This window comes from Rubrivirga sp. SAORIC476 (assembly GCF_002283555.1).
Classification (GTDB): Bacteria; Bacteroidota; Rhodothermia; order Rhodothermales; family Rubricoccaceae; genus Rubrivirga.
In genome coordinates, this window is sequence record NZ_MVOI01000006.1 from 697,154 (window position 1) to 713,728 (window position 16,575).

Consider the following 16,575-nt stretch of genomic DNA (forward strand, 5'->3'; position numbering starts at 1 on the left):
CGGCCGACGCAAAACACCCGCCCCGGACCGAGCCCGAGGCGGGTGGCGACCCGTCAGCGGCGTCCGCCGACGAGGCTGTAGCTCAGTGCCTAGTACCGGCGGCGGTTGGCGCGGCGGGCCTTCTTGGCGGCCTCCTTGCGCTCCTCGCGCTTCACAGCCGACGGCTTCGTGTAGGCCATGTTCTCGCGGTACGTCCGGAGGACGCGGGCGCGGTTGACGGTCCGCTTGAAGCGGCGGAGGGCGCGGTCGATGGACTCCTTGTCGCGTACTTTGATGCCGATGGCCAAGGCGATACCTGTCTGTGAGTGAGGGGTGCGGGCGGGTGCGGAGCGCAGCCGATAAAGCTAGGAGGTCAGCGCGCTCCTACCAAGCACGCCCGGCCGAGGATCGGTGAATAGCGGGTGGAGGGTGCGACGCTCGCCACACGGTTCCGGCTCGCGACGGTGGCGTAGAAGGGAGAAGGGTGTCAGATTCCCTCCGTGCCCCCCTCTCCTCCGATGCGCCTCGTCCTCGCCACCCGCAACCCCGGCAAGGTCGCCGAACTCCAGGCCCGCCTCGGCCCGCTCAGCGTGGACCTCGTCTCCGCCGCCGACCTCGGCGCGCCCGAGGTGGTCGAGGACGCCGACACCCTCCGCGGGAACGCGGACAAGAAGGCCCGCGCGCTGGCCCGTCACACGGGGCTCCCCGCTCTCGCCGACGACACCGGCCTCGAAGTCGACGCCCTGGGCGGGGCGCCCGGCGTCTACTCGGCGCGCTTCGCGGGGTCCGATGCCGACGACGCGGCCAACCGCCACAAGCTGATCGCCGACCTCCACGGCGTCGCCGACCGAGCCGCGCGATTCCGCACCGTGCTCGTGTTCGTCGACAGGGACGGTCAGGCGCTCGCGTTCGACGGCGTCTGTGAGGGCGTGATCACCGAGGGAGAGGTGGGCGACGGGGGATTCGGCTACGACGCGCTGTTTCGTCCGGCAGATGGAGACGGACGGACCTTCGCGCAGATGTCGACGGCCGAGAAGAACCGCATCAGCCATCGAGGCCGCGCGCTCGACGCGTTCGTGGCCTGGCTGGCTGGGCAGGACGACCGCGGTGCGTAGCCCCAGAACCACGCGGGGATGAGCAGGTGCGGAAAGCCTGTATAGGGGTCCACTTTGCCCCCTCTTCACCCTCCGGGCTGCCGGTCTTCACCCCGGCTTGGGGGAGCCTGCCAGAGCGGCTGACTAGCTTTTGAGACCCGCCATACCTCCGTCCGGATCTCGCCGTCTCGATGACCGTCACTGCCAGCCTGCTCCTCGGTGCCTTCGTTGGCGCGATCAACGCGGTGGCAGCGGCATGGACGGCGCGTATCGCGATGGCCGGAGAGCCCGGCAAGGCCCTGCATCTCGTGCTGGGTGGCATGGTGGTCCGGATGGTCGTCATCCTCGGCACTGTGGCGGCGGTGCTCGCGCTGTTGCCCGTGCACCGGGGCGCGTTCATCATCGGCCTCGGTTTCCTCTTCGTGTGCGGCCTCCTCGCCGAGATCGCCATCGTGTTCAGCCGCTCCTCCGGCACCTCCCAGCCCCCAGCCGACGCCTAGCTCCGATGCGAATCGCTCGTCTCGCCCTGCTCCTGTCGGTCGCCCTCAGCGTCTCCTCTCCCGCGTTCGCCGCGGGCGATGGCGAGACGCTCGACGCTGTCCATCACACGTCCGACGGCTACTACCTCGACTTCTCGCCGATCGGCAAGGTCGAGCTGCCGCGCCTGTTCGTCACGCGTCGCGACGGCTCCATCGGATTCGACTTCTACGGCTCGTCGACGGCCGCCGTGGCGTCGGGCGAGTACATGATCGAGGCGCACGAGGAGGGCGAGCACGCGGACGAGGCCCACACGGAGGAGGGCGCGCTGACCGTCGAGGGACTGGAAGAGGCGAACCGCGAGGAAATCCTCGGTGAGGGCGTGACGGCGGACGCGCCCTACGACGCGCACCTCGTCGCGACCGGCGGAGCCGAGATCCTGGTCGACATGTCCATCTCGCGGCATCTGGTGTTCATCTTCCTCGCCATCGGCGTCCTCTTCCTGCTGTTCGTCCCGATGGCAGGCAAGTACAAGAAGGGCGTCGGGCGGACGTCCGCGCCGCGTGGCCTGCTCCAGAACATGCTGGAGGCGATGGTGATCTACGTCCGCGACGAGATCGCCCGTCCCAACCTGGGCGCCAAGACCGACCGGTACCTGCCGTACCTGCTGACGGTCTTCTTCTTCATCCTGATCTGTAACCTGCTGGGGCTGATGCCCTTCGGCGCGACGGCGACGGCCAACATCACGGTGACCACCGTGCTGGCCCTGTTCACGTTCGTGCTGACCCAGGCCGCCGGAACGAAGGACTACTGGATGCACATTCTGTGGCCCCCCGGCATCCCGTGGTTCGTCAAGCCGATTCTCGTCCCGATCGAGATCCTGGGCCTGTTCACCAAGCCGTTCGCCCTGGCCGTCCGTCTGTTCGCCAACATGACGGCGGGCCACCTGGTGATCCTGAACCTGATCGGTCTCATCTTCATCGTGGGCGGCTTGAACGAGGCGGCGGGCTACGGCACCTCGATCCCGGCGCTCGGGCTGACGCTCTTCGTCTACGCCCTCGAGCTGCTGGTGGCCTTCATCCAGGCCTACGTGTTCACGATCCTCTCGGCGCTGTTCATCGGGATGGCGACCGCCGAGCACGAGCACGACCACGATCACTCGGAGGACCACGGCCTGACGACGCACGACATCGCGGTGTCGCAGTCGAACGGGTTCCACGAGCCTCACAAGATCAGCGAGCGGACCGTCGGCACGGAAGCCGCCCTCGCGTAACCACACCCCGCGGCATCCGCCGCAGCGGCCTCGGCCGCACTCCCGGGCGTCTCGCCCTCTTCTAGACCACACCACCCAACCCTCTCGACTCATGGAGTCCATCGCTCTCGGTTACCTCGCCGCCGGTCTCGGTGCCGGCCTCTGCGTCCTCGGTGCCGGCCTCGGCATCGGCCGTCTCGCCGCCGCCGCCCTCGAAGGCTCGGCCCGTCAGCCCGAGGCTGCCGGTGACATCCGGACCACGATGATCATCGCCGCCGCGCTCATCGAGGGCGCCACGTTCTTCGGCCTGATCGTCTGCATCCTCATGGCGATCGCCTAGGTCGCCCCGGGCCGCCGCCTCAGTGGCCCGACCGACCGTGCCCGGGAGCACGGCCCCGCCAGAGAGCGGGGCCGTGCATCATGCCCGACCCTACCCCTTAGACCGCTCTCCCGATGGCTCTCGTCCTCGCCGCCAGCCTGCTCTCGGCCAACTTCGGCCTCGCGATCTGGCTCGGCATCGCGTTCCTGCTCCTGATGATCTTGCTCCGCAAGTTCGCCTGGGGCCCGATCACGTCTGCCCTGGAGGAGCGTGAGAGCACGATCGAGGAGTCGATCACCCGCGCCGAGCGCGCCCTCGCCGAGGCGAAGCAACTCCAGGCCGACAACGAATCGGCACGGCGCGACGCCGAGCGGCAGGCGCAGTCCATCCTCGCGGACGCCCGCGCGGAGGCCACGCGTCAGTCGGAGGCCGCCACGGCGTCCCTCGACGCCAAGCTGGCCGAGCGCCAGGCCAAGGCCGAGGCCGACATCGACCGCCAGAAGCAGCAGGCGCTCTCCGAGCTCCGCGCCGAGGTGGCCGCCCTGGCCGTCGGAGCCGCCGAGAAGATCCTCCGCAAGGAGATCGACGCGGACCAGCAGCGCGGCCTCGTCGACCAGTTCATCGCCGACCTGCCCCAGAACTAGTTCCGAGTTGAGAGTCCAGGGTCCAGAGTTCGCCTCTGACGACCCCGAGCTCTGAACCCCGAACTCCGAACTCCTATGGACCCCGTCGCTCGCCGCTACGCCCAGGCCCTCACCGAGGAGGCCCAGTCCATGGGCGCCCTCGACGCGTCCGACGCCGACGTGGCGCTCCTCACGGAGACCCTGTCCGGCTCGCGGGACCTGCAGGTCGCGCTGACCAGCCCCGTCGTCTCGCACGACAAGAAGCTGGCCATCCTGAGCCGCCTCTTCGACGGCAAGGTCTCCGACCTCACGTTGCGCTTCCTGAAGCTGCTCGTGTCTAAGCAGCGCGACGGCCAGATCCCGGCCATCCTCGACGCCTACCGCCAACTCCGCGACGAGCGGACGAACACGGTCGAGGCGCTCGTCCGCACTGCGACCCCGCTGTCGCCGGACGCGGCCGACCGCCTCAAGGCGGCACTCGAAGCCCGCTCCGGCTCGACGGTCCGCATGGACCTCCGCGTCGACCCGTCGCTCATCGGCGGCCTCGTCGTCCGGCTGGGCGACGTCGTCTACGACCGCAGCGTCAAGCACCAGCTCGACACCCTCCGCGGCCAGCTCGCTGAGCGCGCCGCCGTCAGTCTGAACTGATTCCTGTTGCGTATTGCGTGCCGCGTCCTCAGCGTCGCCACGCGGTACGAAACACGCAACACGTAACACGAAACACGCACCCCCCATGGCAACTGCGATCCGCCCCGACGAAGTGACCGGCGTGCTCCGCGAGGAGCTCGGCAACTTCTCCTCCGAGACCGACACCTACGAGGTCGGCACCGTGCTCCAGGTGGGCGACGGCATCGCCCGGCTCTACGGCCTGAGCAAGGTGCAGGCCGGTGAGCTCATCGAGTTCCCCCAGACCGGCGTGACCGGCATGGTCCTCAACCTCGAAGAGGACAACGTCGGCGCGGTGCTGTTCGGCGGTGCCAACGAGGTCAAGGAGGGCCACGAGGCGCGTCGCTCTGGCCGCATCGCCTCCATCAAGGTGGGCGAGGGCATGCTCGGCCGCGTGGTGGACCCGCTCGGCAACCCGCTCGATGGCAAGGGCCCGATCACGGGCGAGACCTTCGAGATGCCCATCGAGCGCAAGGCGCCGGGCGTCATCTATCGTGAGCCGGTCACGGAGCCCCTCCAGACGGGCATCAAGGCCATCGATGCGATGGTGCCGATCGGCCGCGGCCAGCGCGAGCTGGTCATCGGCGACCGCCAGACGGGCAAGACGGCCGTCCTGCTGGACACCATCCTGTCGCAGAAGACGACCCACGCCGAGGGCGAGAAGCCGGTCTACTGCATCTACGTCGCCATCGGCCAGAAGGCGTCGACGGTGGCCACGCTCCAGGCGGCGCTCGAGCGCTATGGGGCGATGGAGTACACGGTTATCGTGAGCGCGCCCGCCTCGGCGCCCGCGCCGCTCCAGTTCATCGCGCCGTTCGCCGGCGCCTGCATCGGCGAGCTGTTCCGCGACACGGGCCGCCACGCGCTCTGCATCTACGACGACCTCTCGAAGCAGGCCGTCGCCTACCGCGAGGTGTCGCTGCTGCTCCGCCGCCCGCCGGGCCGCGAGGCGTACCCCGGCGACGTGTTCTACCTGCACTCCCGCCTGCTGGAGCGCGCGGCCAAGATCACGGCCGACGACTCGATCGCGCGAGACATGAACGACCTCCCGGAGGCCCTCCAGGGCAAGGTCAAGGGCGGCGGCTCGCTGACGGCGCTGCCGGTCATCGAGACGCAGGCCGGTGACGTGTCCGCGTACATCCCGACCAACGTGATCTCGATCACGGACGGCCAGATCTTCCTGGAGTCGAACCTCTTCAACTCCGGCGTCCGCCCAGCCATCAACGTCGGCATCTCGGTGTCGCGTGTGGGTGGCAACGCGCAGATCAAGGCGATGAAGAAGGTCTCCGGCACCCTCCGCCTCGACCTGGCGCAGTACCGCAACCTGGAGGCGTTCGCCAAGTTCGGCTCCGACCTCGACCCGGCCACGCAGCGCCAGCTCAACCGAGGCGCCCGCCTCGTGGAGGTCCTCAAGCAGGGCCAGTACGAGCCGGTGCCGGTCGCCGAGCAGGTCGCGATCATCTACGTGGCCGGCCAGGGCCTCATCGACGACGTTCCGGTCGAGCAGGTGCGCGCCTTCGAGAAGGACTTCCGCGAGGCGCTTCGCCTGAAGCACGCCGACGTGCTCACGGCCGTCGCCACGACCGGCAAGCTCTCCGACGAGGCCACGGCCGCGTTCGAGCAGGAGGCCGCCGACCTGTCGGCTCGCTACACCGCGTAATCCTGACGTGGGGGCGTGTTGCGATACGCCCCTCTCCTGACGCCCCCTTCCACGCATGGCTTCTCTTCGCGACATCCGCAGCCGGATCGGCTCGGTCCAGAACACGCAGCAGATCACGCGCGCCATGAAGATGGTCGCCGCGGCGAAGCTGCGGAAGGCGCAGGAGCGGATCTTCGCCGCGCGCCCCTACGCGTTCAAGATCCGAGAGATGATCGGACACCTCCGCCAGCGGCTCGACGTGGCGACGCACCCGCTCTTCGAGGAGCGCGAGGGCGTCGGCGGCGCGCTGCTGATCGTGGTGACGAGTGACCGTGGGCTCGCAGGCGCCTTCAACGCCAACCTCCTCAAGGTGGCCGAGGCGACCATCGCCGAGCGCTTCCAGGCGCAGCGCGACGCGGGCACGCTCCGCATCGTCGGCGTCGGGCGCAAGGCCCATGAGTACTTCTCGAAGCGCGGCTTCGAGATGGTGGGCGACTACCAGGGCGTCTTCAACGATCTTCGCTTCCCGCTCGCGGGCGAGATCGTGGACCTTGCCGTGGAGGGCTTCGTCGACGGGGAGTGGGACGTGGTGGAGGTCGTCTACAACGAGTTCAAGAACACGATCACGCAGAACCGCGTCGCCGAGCAACTCCTCCCGATCCCGGCGGAGACGTTCTTTACGCCGGTCATGGAGGACGCGGCGGATGTCGACACAGACGGCGGCGAGGTCTCGGAGGTCGAGTACCTCTTCGAGCCCTCGGCCGACGTGCTGCTGGAGCGCCTCATCCCGGAGTATCTCCAGTACCAGCTCTGGCGCGCCTTCCTGGAGTCCAACGCCTCCGAGCAGGGCGCCCGGATGGTGGCCATGGACGCTGCCACGACCAACGCGGGCGAGCTCCTCAAGGACCTCAAGCTGACGTACAACCGCGTCCGTCAGGCGGCCATCACGACGGAGATCATCGAGATCTCGTCCGGCGCCGACGCCCTGGCCGCGCAGTAGCGCGACCCTCTCGGGCCGACCCCTTCGACCGCCCCGGTTCTCGCGAGCCGGGGCGGTCGTGCGTTGAGGCTCTTCGCCTCGGGTCCCTGCACCTCGACACCGAGGCGGGCGGGGTCAGGGAGCGTCCTCAGACAGGAGGGCGATCGTCTCGGAGTCGCCGTACTCGAGGGCCCAGTCGAGCGGCGTCTTGCCGGACTCGTCGGTGGCCGAGGCGTCGGCGCCCGCATCCAGCAGCACGGATACGAGCGGGCCGAGGCCGTCGGCGGCGGCGTAGTGGAGGGGCGTCATGCCGCCGCCCTCCGTCGCGTTCACGTCGGCGCCTGCGTCGACGAGCAGCGGGACGAGGTCGGGCTCGAACTGGAGCGCGTACCAGGCCCCGGCGAGGAAGTCGGTCGGGGGTGTCTGGCCGAGCGCGAGCAGCGCGCGCATCAGGGCGGTGTTCTGGTCATTCGAGGCGGTGCTCCAGGCGCCTTCCGGCCCGTCCTCGGCGAGGAGAGCCTCGGCCTCGGCCTGCGCCATCTCGGCCGTCGTCTGGCCGCCGCGGGTGCGGAGGAGCGCCTCGACCTCCGGCCACCCCCGCTGGATCGCCACGTCGAGCGCCGTATACGGGTTCTCGCCGACCTGCCCGGTCTCCATCCCGGCGTCCAGCAGCGCGCGGACCGTCTCGAGGTGACCGAAGTGGACCGCGAAGCCGAGCGCGTTGTAGCCGTAGCCCATGCTCGCGTTGGTCGAGTAGTCGGGCGAGGCACCTGCGTCGAGCAGCATCTGGACGGCCCCGGCCTCGCCCGCCGCTGCGGCCCAGTGGATCGGCTCCATGCCGAGGAAGGGGTGCTCAGTCGTGCTCTCGGGAGCCGCGCCCGCGGCTAGCAGCGCGGCGAGTGTGGCGGTGTTTCCCCGCTCGGCGGCGACCTTGACGGCCGGGTGTCCGGCGCCGTTGACCGCGTCGAGCGTCGCCCTGCCCTCAGCGAGGACCTGGATCACCGCCTCGCTCGCGCCCACGTGGGCCGCGAGGTGGAGGGGGCCGCCGTCGTCGACGAAGTCGTCCGAGTAGAAGTCGTCGCCGCGGACGCCCGCGTTCGGGGGCGCTCCCGCTGCGAGCGCGGTGCGGACCGCCTCGGCGTCGTCGTCGAGGATGGCGAGCAGCAGGTCGGCCTGGGCGAGCGTCTGCGCCTCGCCGACGTAGAAGGAGAAGATGCGCGCCGCGCCGCGTTCGTGGGCCAGTTCGCCCGGCGTCTGTCCCTGGTTGTCGCGCGTGCCCGTGTCGGCGCCGCGGTCGAGCAGGAGGGCGGTGACGAGCAGCCCGCCCGGCGTGTCGCTGATGGCCCGGTGGAGGGGCGTCTGGCCACGATCATCGGAGACAGTCGGGTCGGCGCCGCGGTCCAGCAGTAGCGCCACCGTGGTCGCGTTGCCGAACGAGTCGCCGAAGGTGCGGATGGCGCGACTGAGCGGCGACCGGCCACCCGGCCCGGGTCCCTCGATGTCCGCCCCAGCGTCGAGCAGGACCGTGACCACGTCGTCGGCCCCTTTGAAGACGGCCCAGCCGAGCGGCGTCGTGCCCTCCTCGTTGCGCGCCTCCAGGTCGACGCCAGCCTCGATGAGGAGACGGGCGGATTCCGGGCTCAGGCCCTCGGCGCTGTAGCGGAGCGGCGTGTTGCCGGTCGAGTCCGGCAACATCGGGTCGGCGCCGCGCTCCAGCAGCAGGCGGACCGCCTCGGGCCGGTCGTTCGCGGCCGCCCCGATGAGCGGCGTCCAGCGGTCCAGCCCCATCCCGCGCCCGACCGCGTTCGGGTCGGCCCCGGCATCGAGGGCGCGCGCGAGCGCGTCGGTCCGGCCCTGCTCGGCGAGGCGGACGACAGCGTCGGGCGCGGGGGGCGTCGGCTGGGCCGTCGCGACGGGAGTGGAGCCGCAGCCTGCGAGGAGGCCGGTCAGGAGGGTGAAGCAGAGAAGGCGCATGTCGATGACGGAGAGGTGTGGGGTTACCGAGCCGACAGCAGGGTGGCGATCTCACGCAGCACCGGACGCGCCTCGTCGTCGGTCCAGTCGGCCTCGGCAAGGTCGGCGGCGAGGTCGGCGGGAGTCTGGCCCTCGGCGGTCGGCGCCGTCGGGTCGGCGCCACGGTCCAGCAGCAGGCGGACCACGTCGAGGCGCCCTCCGTAGACCGCGGAGACGAGCGGCGGTGAGGTCATGCCCTGGGCATCGGTGGCGTTGGGGTCGGCGCCTGCGTCCATCAGGAGGTCGATGAGGTCCGCGTGGCCCGCGTCCGCGGCTTCGTGGAGCGGTCGGTAGAGCGTCATCGTCATCTGGTAGCCGCCTCCGTCGGTCCCGGCCATCGCGTTCGGGTCCGCGCCCGCGTCGAGCAGCATGCGAGCGGCAGCGAGGTGCCCGGCCGCGGCGGCGACGTGGAGGGCTGTCCGGTAGCTCGCGTCCTGCCGATGCACGGCGCCTTCGTCCGCGGTGAGCGCGGCTTCCAGAGCGGCGAGATCGTCGAAGAGGGCGGCTTCGTGGAGCGAGAGCGGGAGCGTCGGCGCCGCGACCAACTCGACCGAGAGCGCCTCGACCCTCTCATCCTCGCCCAGGAACGTGGTGGTCCAGGTGCCCGGCTGGGCGTCCGGGACGACGCGGGAGGTCCCGGTGGTGATGTAGAACGACACGCCCGGCTCGTACTCCTGCTCGTCCAGTACTGCCCCATCGGGCTGGACGATGGCGACGGGGACGGCGCTCGACGCCGGGCCGTACCGGTGGTTGGCGACCCGGATCAGCAGGGCGTCGCCTGCGGAAACCTCGACCGTGTGGGGTTCTCCGCGCGCCGTGTCGACCGGCTGGGCGAGGGCAGAGCCTGAGAGGAGAAGGGCGAGGAGGAGCGGGCGCATGGGGAGCCGGAGGGCAGGAAGGAGGCGGCAGCCTACCGCCCGGTCTGCCGTCGCGCCTCCCCGTCGTGGGGGAGTGCCCTCACCTCGGCGCCGAGGCGGGCGGGGTCAGCGGGAGCGAATCAGGATGAGGTCTTCCTGCGGCGGCGTCAGCCACTCGGCGCCCGTCTCTGTGATGACCACCATCTCCTCGACCGAGATCGTCTTCGTGTCCTCGCCCTCCAGCGGCCACGCGTGGAAGCCGTCGAAGGCGAACGTCATGCCGGGGCGGAGGACGTCCAACTGGGCACCTGCAGGCGTCCGCCCAGCCTGCCCGCCGCCGAGGCTCGGCCCAGAGTCGTGCGCCCAATAGCCGACCGGGTGGCCGGTGCTCCACATGACCGGCAGCGACCCGTTGGCCTCCATCACCGCCCGCTGCGCGCGGTCCACGTCGACGCCGCGGACGCCGGGGCGCATGGCGGCAAAAGCCGCGCGGCTGCCGCGCTTGGCGGCCTCCCAGCGTGCGAGCGCCTCCGCGGGCGGCTCGGTCTCACCGGGCGCCAGCACGTACGCGAACCGCTGGATGTCCGTCACCCACATGTCCCCGACGCGGATGCCGAAGTCGGTCTGGATGAAGTCGCCCGGCTGGATGACGCGGTCGGTCGGGTGCGAGTGGCCCCGGTCGCGCCCCGAGTTGACGGCCGGGTTCTGGTCCGCCGCCCACCCGTCCCCGACGCCCGCCTCGGCCATCTTGGCCTCCAGGAAGTCGGCGATGTCTCGGTCGGTGGTGACGCCGGGCACGGCCGCGGCGTAGGCCAGCTCCTGCCAGAGCGCCGTGAGCGAGGCCGCGCGGCGCATGAAGTCCACCTCGGCGGGTGTCTTGACGGACAGCCACTCGGAGATGAGGCGCTCGGCCGAGACGGTGAACGCCATCCAGTCCGGCCCGAGGCCCTCCTGCATCCGCTCGTACTGGGTCGACGAGAGGCCGTCGGCGATGGGCGTGCGGCCGCGGTTGATGGCGATGTCGACCGGCGCGTCGTCGTCGATGAGCGCGCGGACGGTCGGCCAGACCGACTCGCCGCGTGGGATCTCGATCACCTCGTGCAGGCCGATCTCCGCCAGCGCCGTCGCCTCGCCGGAGGGGGACACCGCGACCGAGCGAACGCCCTCGACGGTCCGGAAGAACACGACGGCCATCTCGCCGCCTGCGTTCTCGCAGCCCACGTGCCGGGCCATCGGGTCGTTGTCGTTCTCGCGGCACAGGATCAGCCAGGCCTCGACCCCCGCGCGGTCCATCGCGTCCGGGAGGAGCGTCGCGATCCGCTCGGCGCGAATGGCGGGCCAGGGGTCCGACGCGTCCGACTGCGCCTGGACGGTGGGGGCGAGGAGGAGGACGAGGGCGGCAGCGAGGGGGCGCATCGGCAGGGGAGAGACAGGGGCCGAGAACCTACGTCGGCCCATCCCCGAAGGCGAGGCTGCCCGCCTCGGCGTTCCTTCGGCGGAGGAGGCAGGAAGGCCCGCCTCTGCCTGCCCGGCGGTGGTTTCTTGCGCTTCCGTCTTCCCTGCCCGACCGCCCGTGCTCCGCCTTCTCGCGCTCTCGCTCGTCCTCACGCTCAGCGCCTCGGCGCAGCACGCGCCCCTCCAGCCCGCCGCCGCTGCGCCGCCCGACACCACCGCCGAGGTGTCGGACACCTGGGACGTGTCCGCGCCCCACGGCCCCACGAAAGCCGTCCGCTTCACCACCACCGAGGGGACGTGGATGAACCTCGACGTGAGCCCCGACGGGCGGACGATCGTGTTCGACCTGCTGGGTGACCTGTACCTGCTGCCCATCGAGGGCGGCACCGCGCGGCGCCTCACGTCCGGCCCCGCGTTCGACCTCCAGCCGCGCTTCTCGCCCGACGGCACGCGCCTCTCGTTCACGTCCGACCGCGCGGGCGGCGACAACATCTGGACGATGGCGGCCGACGGCTCCGACCCCCAGCAGGTCACCGAGGAGGACTTCCGCCTGCTCAACAACGCTGTCTGGACCCCCGATGGCGAGTACCTGATCGCGCGGAAGCACTTTACGTCCGGCCGCTCGCTGGGCGCGGGCGAGCTGTGGCTCTACCACCGCTCTGGCGGCGCAGGCCTCCGCCTGACCGAGCGCCGCAACGACCAGCAGGACGCGGGCGAGCCCGCCGTGTCGCCCGACGGCCGCTATGTCTACTTCTCCGAAGACCTGACGCCGGGCCCGAGCTTCGAGTACAACAAGGACCCCAACGCCGGCATCTACGCCATCCGCCGGCTGGACCGAACGACGGGCGAGCTGGACACGATCCTGCAGGGGCCCGGCGGCGCCGCGCGCCCGCAGCCCTCGCCCGACGGTCGGCGCCTCGCCTTCGTGCGCCGCGTGCGCGACGAGACGGCGCTCTTCCTCTACGACACCGAGACGGGCGCCGAGACGCCGCTCACGGGAGGCCTCAGCCGCGACCAGCAGGAGACGTGGGCCATCTTCGGCGTCTACCCCAACTTCGCGTGGACGCCGGACGGCTCGGCGCTCGTGCTCTGGGCCAACGGCGGCCTCCACCGCGTCGACGCCGCGACGGGCGCGATGACGGCCATCCCGTTCTCGGCCGAGGTGGACCAGACGGTCACCGAGGCCGTCCGCAGCACGCGCCCGGCGGCCGAGGACCGGCTCACGGTCCGCATGATCCGCGACGCGGCGACCTCGCCGGACGGGCGGACGCTCGTCTTCAGCGCCCTCGGCCACCTCTGGCAGACGCGCGACGGCGGCTCGCCCCGGCGCGTCACCGAGGCCGAGCACTTCGAGTACGACCCGGCCTTCTCGCCCGACGGCCGCTTGCTCGTCTACACGACCTGGAGCGACGGCGACCTCGGCGCCGTCCGCCTGCTCGACCTCGGCAGCGGGCGCTCGCGCGTGCTCACGACGCGGCCCGGCCACTACGAGACGCCCCGGTTCTCGCCCGACGGGCGGCAGATCGTCTACGAGCGCAGCGGCGGCAGCGGCCTTCGTGGCGGGCTCCACACGCTCGACACCGGCCTCTACGTGATGGACGCCGACGGCTCCGACGCGCGCCGCGTCACCACCGGCGGGCGCGACCCGCGGTTCTCCGCCGACGGCACGCGGCTGATCTACCTCACCGGCGGCGGCCTCTCGAAGCAGGTCCGGAGCATCGACCTGGATGGCGCGGACTGCCAGCCTCAGGAGTGCGGCGAGCGAACCCACTTCACGCTGGAGTACGCCACCGACCTCGTCCCCAGCCCCGACGGGCGGTACGTCGCCTTCGTGGAGGCGTTCAACGTCTACGTGGCGCCGTTCCCGCAGACGGGCGGGCCGGTGGCGCTGAGCAAGGACACCGGAGCCATTCCGGTCACGCGCGTCAGCCGCGACGCGGGGACGGACCTCCACTGGACCGACGCGAGCACGCTGCGCTGGCTGATCGGCGAGGAGGTGTTCACGCGCTCCCTCGACGACGCCTTCGCCTTCCGCCCCGGCGCGCCGGACGACCTCCCGGCGCCCGACTCGACGGGCACGCCCATCGGGCTCGTCGTGGCCCATGCGCAACCTGAGGGCACGGTTGCCTTCGTCGGTGCCCGCATCGTGACGGTCGAGGGCGACCGGGTGATCGAGGACGGGACGGTCGTGGTGCGCGGCAACCGGATCGAGGCGGTCGGCCCGCGCGCCGAGGTGGCCGTGCCACGCGGCGCCGAGGTGATCGACGTGGCCGGGGCGACGATCATGCCGGGCATCGTGGACGTCCACGCCCACGGGCACTTCGGCAGCGGCCCGCTCCCGCAGGCCAACTGGATCTACTACGCCAACCTGGCCTTCGGCGTGACGACGATGCACGACCCGTCGGCCTCGACAGAGCTGGTGTTCAGCCTGTCGGAGATGGTCAAGGCGGGCGCGACCGTCGGGCCGCGCGTCTTCTCGACCGGCTCCATTCTCTACGGCGCCGACGGCGACATCCGCGTCCAGATCAACGCCCTCGACGACGCGCGGAGCCACCTCCGGCGGCTCCAGGCCGTGGGCGCCTTCTCCGTCAAGAGCTACAACCAGCCGCGCCGCGACCAGCGCCAGCAGGTGCTCGCGGCGGCTCGCGAACTCGACATGCTCGTCATGCCCGAGGGCGGCTCGACGTTCTTCCACAACGTCAACATGGTGGTTGACGGTCACACGGGCATCGAGCACGCCGTCCCGGTGGCGCCGCTCTACAACGACGTGCTGACGCTCTGGGGCGAGACCGACGTCGCCTACACGCCCACGCTGATCGTCGGCTACGGCGGGCTGTGGGGCGAGAACTACTGGTACGCCGAGTCGAACGTGTGGGAAAACGAGCGCCTGCTGCGGTTCACGCCGCGTGGCACCGTCGACGCGCGCTCGCGGCGGCGGACGCTCGCGCCGGACACCGAATGGTGGCACCCGACCCTGTCCGCCTCGGTGAACGACCTGAGCCAGCGGGGCGTGGGCGTTCAACTCGGCGCCCACGGTCAGCTCCAGGGGCTCGGCGCGCAGTGGGAGCTGTGGATGATGGAGCAGGGTGGCATGAGCCCGCTGGAGGCCATCCGGGTCGCCACGCTGGGCGGCGCCGAGTACCTCGGCATGGAGGCCGACCTCGGCTCCATCACCGCGGGCAAGCTGGCCGACTTCCTCGTGCTCGACGGCGACCCGCTCGCCGATCTCCGGCAGACGCAGAACATCCGCTACACCGTCGCCAACGGGCGCGTCTTCGAGGCCGAGACGATGGACCAGGTCTGGCCCGAGGCCGTCGCCCGGCCGACGTTCTGGTTCGAGCGCCTGGGCGCGTCGGACGCGATGCTCTGGCAGTCGGGCCACGGGCACGGCGAGGAGTAACCCCCCGCCCCCTACCGCACCACCGTGAGGGGCGTGGCGATCCGCTCGCCATCGCCCGCGACGCGAACCGAATAGACCCCGCTCGGCAGGTCACCCACGTCCACCGTCACCGTCCGCGACCCGGCCCCCTCGCTCACCAAGCGGACGCGGCGGCCCAGCGCGTCGACGATCTCGACCGTCACCGCCCCCGCCGCCTCGATGTCGATGCGGACCGAGTCGCGCGCCGGGTTGGGGGACATGGAGAGCATCGGCACGATGGAGGAACGGGCCGAGCCTCGGTGCAGAGCAGGATGGGTGCCGCGCACACGGCGCGTCCGCGTGTCGATCTGGAGGAAGCGGTATTCGGCCGCCGGTGCGAGCACGTGGAGGCGCGCGTTCACCAGCGCCGCTGAGCGCACGCCGTAGCGGTTGACCGTCGGCGCGAGCCCCTTGTGCGTCATCGTCGACCCGTCGACCACGATCGTTGCCATCTCGCCGGCGGGGAAGAGGCGGTCGGGCGTGGACGAGCGGCGCGTGAGGGCGCCCGCCGCCGCACCGTCATACGCATCGAACAGGAGCACGCCGAGGGCCTCCGGGTGGTCGTAGAGCGCCCGGAAGAGGGTCTCCTGCCGGTCGCCCCGGTGCCCGTCGTTGACACCCGCGCCCGTGAACCCGACCGCGTCGCGCACGACCACGGAGGCCGTCGACGGCGTCAGCGTGTACGGGCTCGGGTCGTGGGTGGCGACCCAGGCGAAGGCGTCCGCGCCGTTCGGGTCGTCGCCGAAGATGCGGAGCGGGCCGCTGTTGGCGCCGCCGGGCGCGAAGGAGACCGCCTCGGCGCCCTCGGGGAGCGGGTCGAGGACGGGCCGCCGCCGCGCGAGGTGGTAGGCCCAGCCGTCCGTCAGCCGGTCCAGCCGCAGGTGTGTGTAGACGAGCGGCTCGCCCGCGTCGCGGACGCGCAGCGTCTGGCCGGTAGGGCGGACGAATGCCACGGCGCCCTCACCGTGGACCGTCGCCACGCCGTCGCGGATCACCACGCCCGTCTGGCGCTCCACGCCGACGGCCAGGACGGCGTCGGTGCCCGCCTGCTCGGTCGTCGCCGCGAGCACGCCCAGCATGCGCCCGAGGCGGCCGCGCTCGGTATAGTGCGTCTCGACGGTCACGCCCGGCAGCACGCCCAGGAAGTCGCTGTGGATGCCCGACGTGCCGGGCTCGGAGGCGTCGTCCATCCAGTCGGTGCGGGCGTTCTTCATCACGTCGGCCGAGATGAGGTCGCGCCCGCCGCAGAGGCAGTGCTCGGCGAGACTCATCGCACCCGCGCTCGTCCCCCCGACGGCGCCGCCCCCCGCGACCAGCGCGCGGACGTGGGCCTCGACGAGCGTGTCGTTCCACAGGTCGTAGTACGCGCCCTGGTCGCCGCCCTTGAGGAAGATCACGTCGGCCGTCGCCAGCGTCGCCGTCGCCGTCGGGCTGTTGGCCGTGCCGCGCGACGAGACGCGCACGTTCGCGGCGTCGACCGTCAGGCCGCGCTCGGCGCCGAGCCATTCGAAGTAGCCGGGCAGCCACTGCGTCTCGGCGTTGCGCGAGACCACCGCGACCCGGATCACGCCGTCGCCGTCGGTGTCGCCGTTCTCGACGAGCGCGCCGTAGAGGCCGTAGGACCACGCCGCCGTGTCGCCCGCATCGCCCTCGCCGCCGCCGCCCGCCAGCACGACCGTCTGGGCGCCCGCGAACGGCGCGAAGAGAAGCAGTGTGAGAAGGCGAAGCGTCACAAGGGTCGGCAGAAGACGCGCCAAGCTACCGGCGCAGGCCCGTCCGACGGACAGTGGAGCCCACGCCCGCG

14 protein-coding genes are annotated in these 16,575 nt (G+C 71.4%); 9 read left to right on the plus strand and 5 right to left on the minus strand.

Going from position 1 to position 16,575, the window contains the following annotated elements:
* Nucleotides 1-89: 89 nt before the first annotated feature.
* The gene (gene rpsU / locus B1759_RS14520; RefSeq protein ID WP_233134428.1) at nt 90-281 is read right to left on the minus strand and encodes a 30S ribosomal protein S21; all 192 of its coding nucleotides are present in this window, start codon (nt 279-281) and stop codon (nt 90-92) included.
* Between the two features lie 216 nt (nt 282-497).
* On the opposite strand from rpsU, the gene rdgB reads away from it, so the two are divergent.
* The 8 genes from rdgB (at nt 498) to atpG (ending at nt 7,049) form a co-directional block, all read left to right on the plus strand.
* Nucleotides 498-1,094: an RdgB/HAM1 family non-canonical purine NTP pyrophosphatase gene (gene rdgB, locus B1759_RS14525; protein WP_095515775.1), complete on the plus strand. Its 597-nt coding sequence runs from the start codon at nt 498-500 to the stop codon at nt 1,092-1,094.
* Between the two features lie 170 nt (nt 1,095-1,264).
* Entirely contained in the window at nt 1,265-1,573 is a 309-nt protein-coding gene (locus B1759_RS19375; protein ID WP_143537403.1) for an ATP synthase subunit I, read from the plus strand.
* A 5-nt stretch (nt 1,574-1,578) separates the two neighbouring features.
* The gene (gene atpB / locus B1759_RS14530; protein ID WP_143537404.1) at nt 1,579-2,823 is read left to right on the plus strand and encodes a F0F1 ATP synthase subunit A; all 1,245 of its coding nucleotides are present in this window, start codon (nt 1,579-1,581) and stop codon (nt 2,821-2,823) included.
* A gap of 91 nt (nt 2,824-2,914) precedes the next feature.
* Nucleotides 2,915-3,142 (plus strand): ATP synthase F0 subunit C, encoded by a 228-nt coding sequence (gene atpE, locus B1759_RS14535; protein WP_095515777.1) that lies wholly within the window; start codon nt 2,915-2,917, stop codon nt 3,140-3,142.
* 113 nt (nt 3,143-3,255) lie between these two features.
* Nucleotides 3,256-3,765 (plus strand): F0F1 ATP synthase subunit B, encoded by a 510-nt coding sequence (atpF, locus tag B1759_RS14540; protein ID WP_095515778.1) that lies wholly within the window; start codon nt 3,256-3,258, stop codon nt 3,763-3,765.
* Between the two features lie 75 nt (nt 3,766-3,840).
* Nucleotides 3,841-4,392, plus strand: coding sequence for an ATP synthase F1 subunit delta (atpH, locus tag B1759_RS14545; RefSeq protein ID WP_095515779.1), 552 nt, complete (start codon nt 3,841-3,843; stop codon nt 4,390-4,392).
* Between the two features lie 85 nt (nt 4,393-4,477).
* Entirely contained in the window at nt 4,478-6,070 is a 1,593-nt protein-coding gene (gene atpA / locus B1759_RS14550; RefSeq protein WP_095515780.1) for a F0F1 ATP synthase subunit alpha, read from the plus strand.
* Between the two features lie 55 nt (nt 6,071-6,125).
* Entirely contained in the window at nt 6,126-7,049 is a 924-nt protein-coding gene (gene atpG, locus B1759_RS14555; RefSeq protein WP_095515781.1) for an ATP synthase F1 subunit gamma, read from the plus strand.
* Nucleotides 7,050-7,163: 114 nt separating this feature from the next.
* Here the strand turns inward: atpG and B1759_RS14560 are convergent, their stop codons facing one another.
* The 3 genes from B1759_RS14560 to B1759_RS14570 all read right to left on the minus strand — a co-directional run bounded on the left by B1759_RS14560 (nt 7,164) and on the right by B1759_RS14570 (nt 11,314).
* Complete coding sequence (locus B1759_RS14560) at nt 7,164-9,002, minus strand: ankyrin repeat domain-containing protein (RefSeq protein ID WP_095515782.1); 1,839 nt, start codon at nt 9,000-9,002, stop codon at nt 7,164-7,166.
* Between the two features lie 23 nt (nt 9,003-9,025).
* Complete coding sequence (locus tag B1759_RS14565; RefSeq protein ID WP_095515783.1) at nt 9,026-9,919, minus strand: ankyrin repeat domain-containing protein; 894 nt, start codon at nt 9,917-9,919, stop codon at nt 9,026-9,028.
* 105 nt (nt 9,920-10,024) lie between these two features.
* On the minus strand, nt 10,025-11,314 hold the full coding sequence (locus tag B1759_RS14570; RefSeq protein WP_095516006.1) for a Xaa-Pro peptidase family protein: 1,290 nt from the start codon (nt 11,312-11,314) through the stop codon (nt 10,025-10,027).
* A gap of 157 nt (nt 11,315-11,471) precedes the next feature.
* Between B1759_RS14570 and B1759_RS14575 the strand changes: the two genes are divergently transcribed.
* Complete coding sequence (locus B1759_RS14575) at nt 11,472-14,753, plus strand: amidohydrolase family protein (protein WP_158225280.1); 3,282 nt, start codon at nt 11,472-11,474, stop codon at nt 14,751-14,753.
* 11 nt (nt 14,754-14,764) lie between these two features.
* Here B1759_RS14575 and B1759_RS14580 read toward each other — a convergent pair whose 3' ends face one another.
* Nucleotides 14,765-16,504 (minus strand): T9SS type A sorting domain-containing protein, encoded by a 1,740-nt coding sequence (locus tag B1759_RS14580; RefSeq protein ID WP_095515785.1) that lies wholly within the window; start codon nt 16,502-16,504, stop codon nt 14,765-14,767.
* Nucleotides 16,505-16,575 lie beyond the last annotated feature (71 nt).

What these genes read in the sequence shown, in the direction of transcription:
- rdgB (WP_095515775.1), top strand. Translation starts at nt 498, where the DNA reads ATGCGCCTCGTCCTCGCCACCCGCAACCCCGGCAAGGTCGCCGAACTC.
- B1759_RS19375 (WP_143537403.1), top strand. Translation starts at nt 1,265, where the DNA reads ATGACCGTCACTGCCAGCCTGCTCCTCGGTGCCTTCGTTGGCGCGATC.
- atpB (WP_143537404.1), top strand. Translation starts at nt 1,579, where the DNA reads ATGCGAATCGCTCGTCTCGCCCTGCTCCTGTCGGTCGCCCTCAGCGTC.
- atpE (WP_095515777.1), top strand. Translation starts at nt 2,915, where the DNA reads ATGGAGTCCATCGCTCTCGGTTACCTCGCCGCCGGTCTCGGTGCCGGC.
- atpF (WP_095515778.1), top strand. Translation starts at nt 3,256, where the DNA reads ATGGCTCTCGTCCTCGCCGCCAGCCTGCTCTCGGCCAACTTCGGCCTC.
- atpH (WP_095515779.1), top strand. Translation starts at nt 3,841, where the DNA reads ATGGACCCCGTCGCTCGCCGCTACGCCCAGGCCCTCACCGAGGAGGCC.
- atpA (WP_095515780.1), top strand. Translation starts at nt 4,478, where the DNA reads ATGGCAACTGCGATCCGCCCCGACGAAGTGACCGGCGTGCTCCGCGAG.
- atpG (WP_095515781.1), top strand. Translation starts at nt 6,126, where the DNA reads ATGGCTTCTCTTCGCGACATCCGCAGCCGGATCGGCTCGGTCCAGAAC.
- B1759_RS14560 (WP_095515782.1), bottom strand. Translation starts at nt 9,002, where the DNA reads ATGCGCCTTCTCTGCTTCACCCTCCTGACCGGCCTCCTCGCAGGCTGC.
- B1759_RS14565 (WP_095515783.1), bottom strand. Translation starts at nt 9,919, where the DNA reads ATGCGCCCGCTCCTCCTCGCCCTTCTCCTCTCAGGCTCTGCCCTCGCC.
- B1759_RS14570 (WP_095516006.1), bottom strand. Translation starts at nt 11,314, where the DNA reads ATGCGCCCCCTCGCTGCCGCCCTCGTCCTCCTCCTCGCCCCCACCGTC.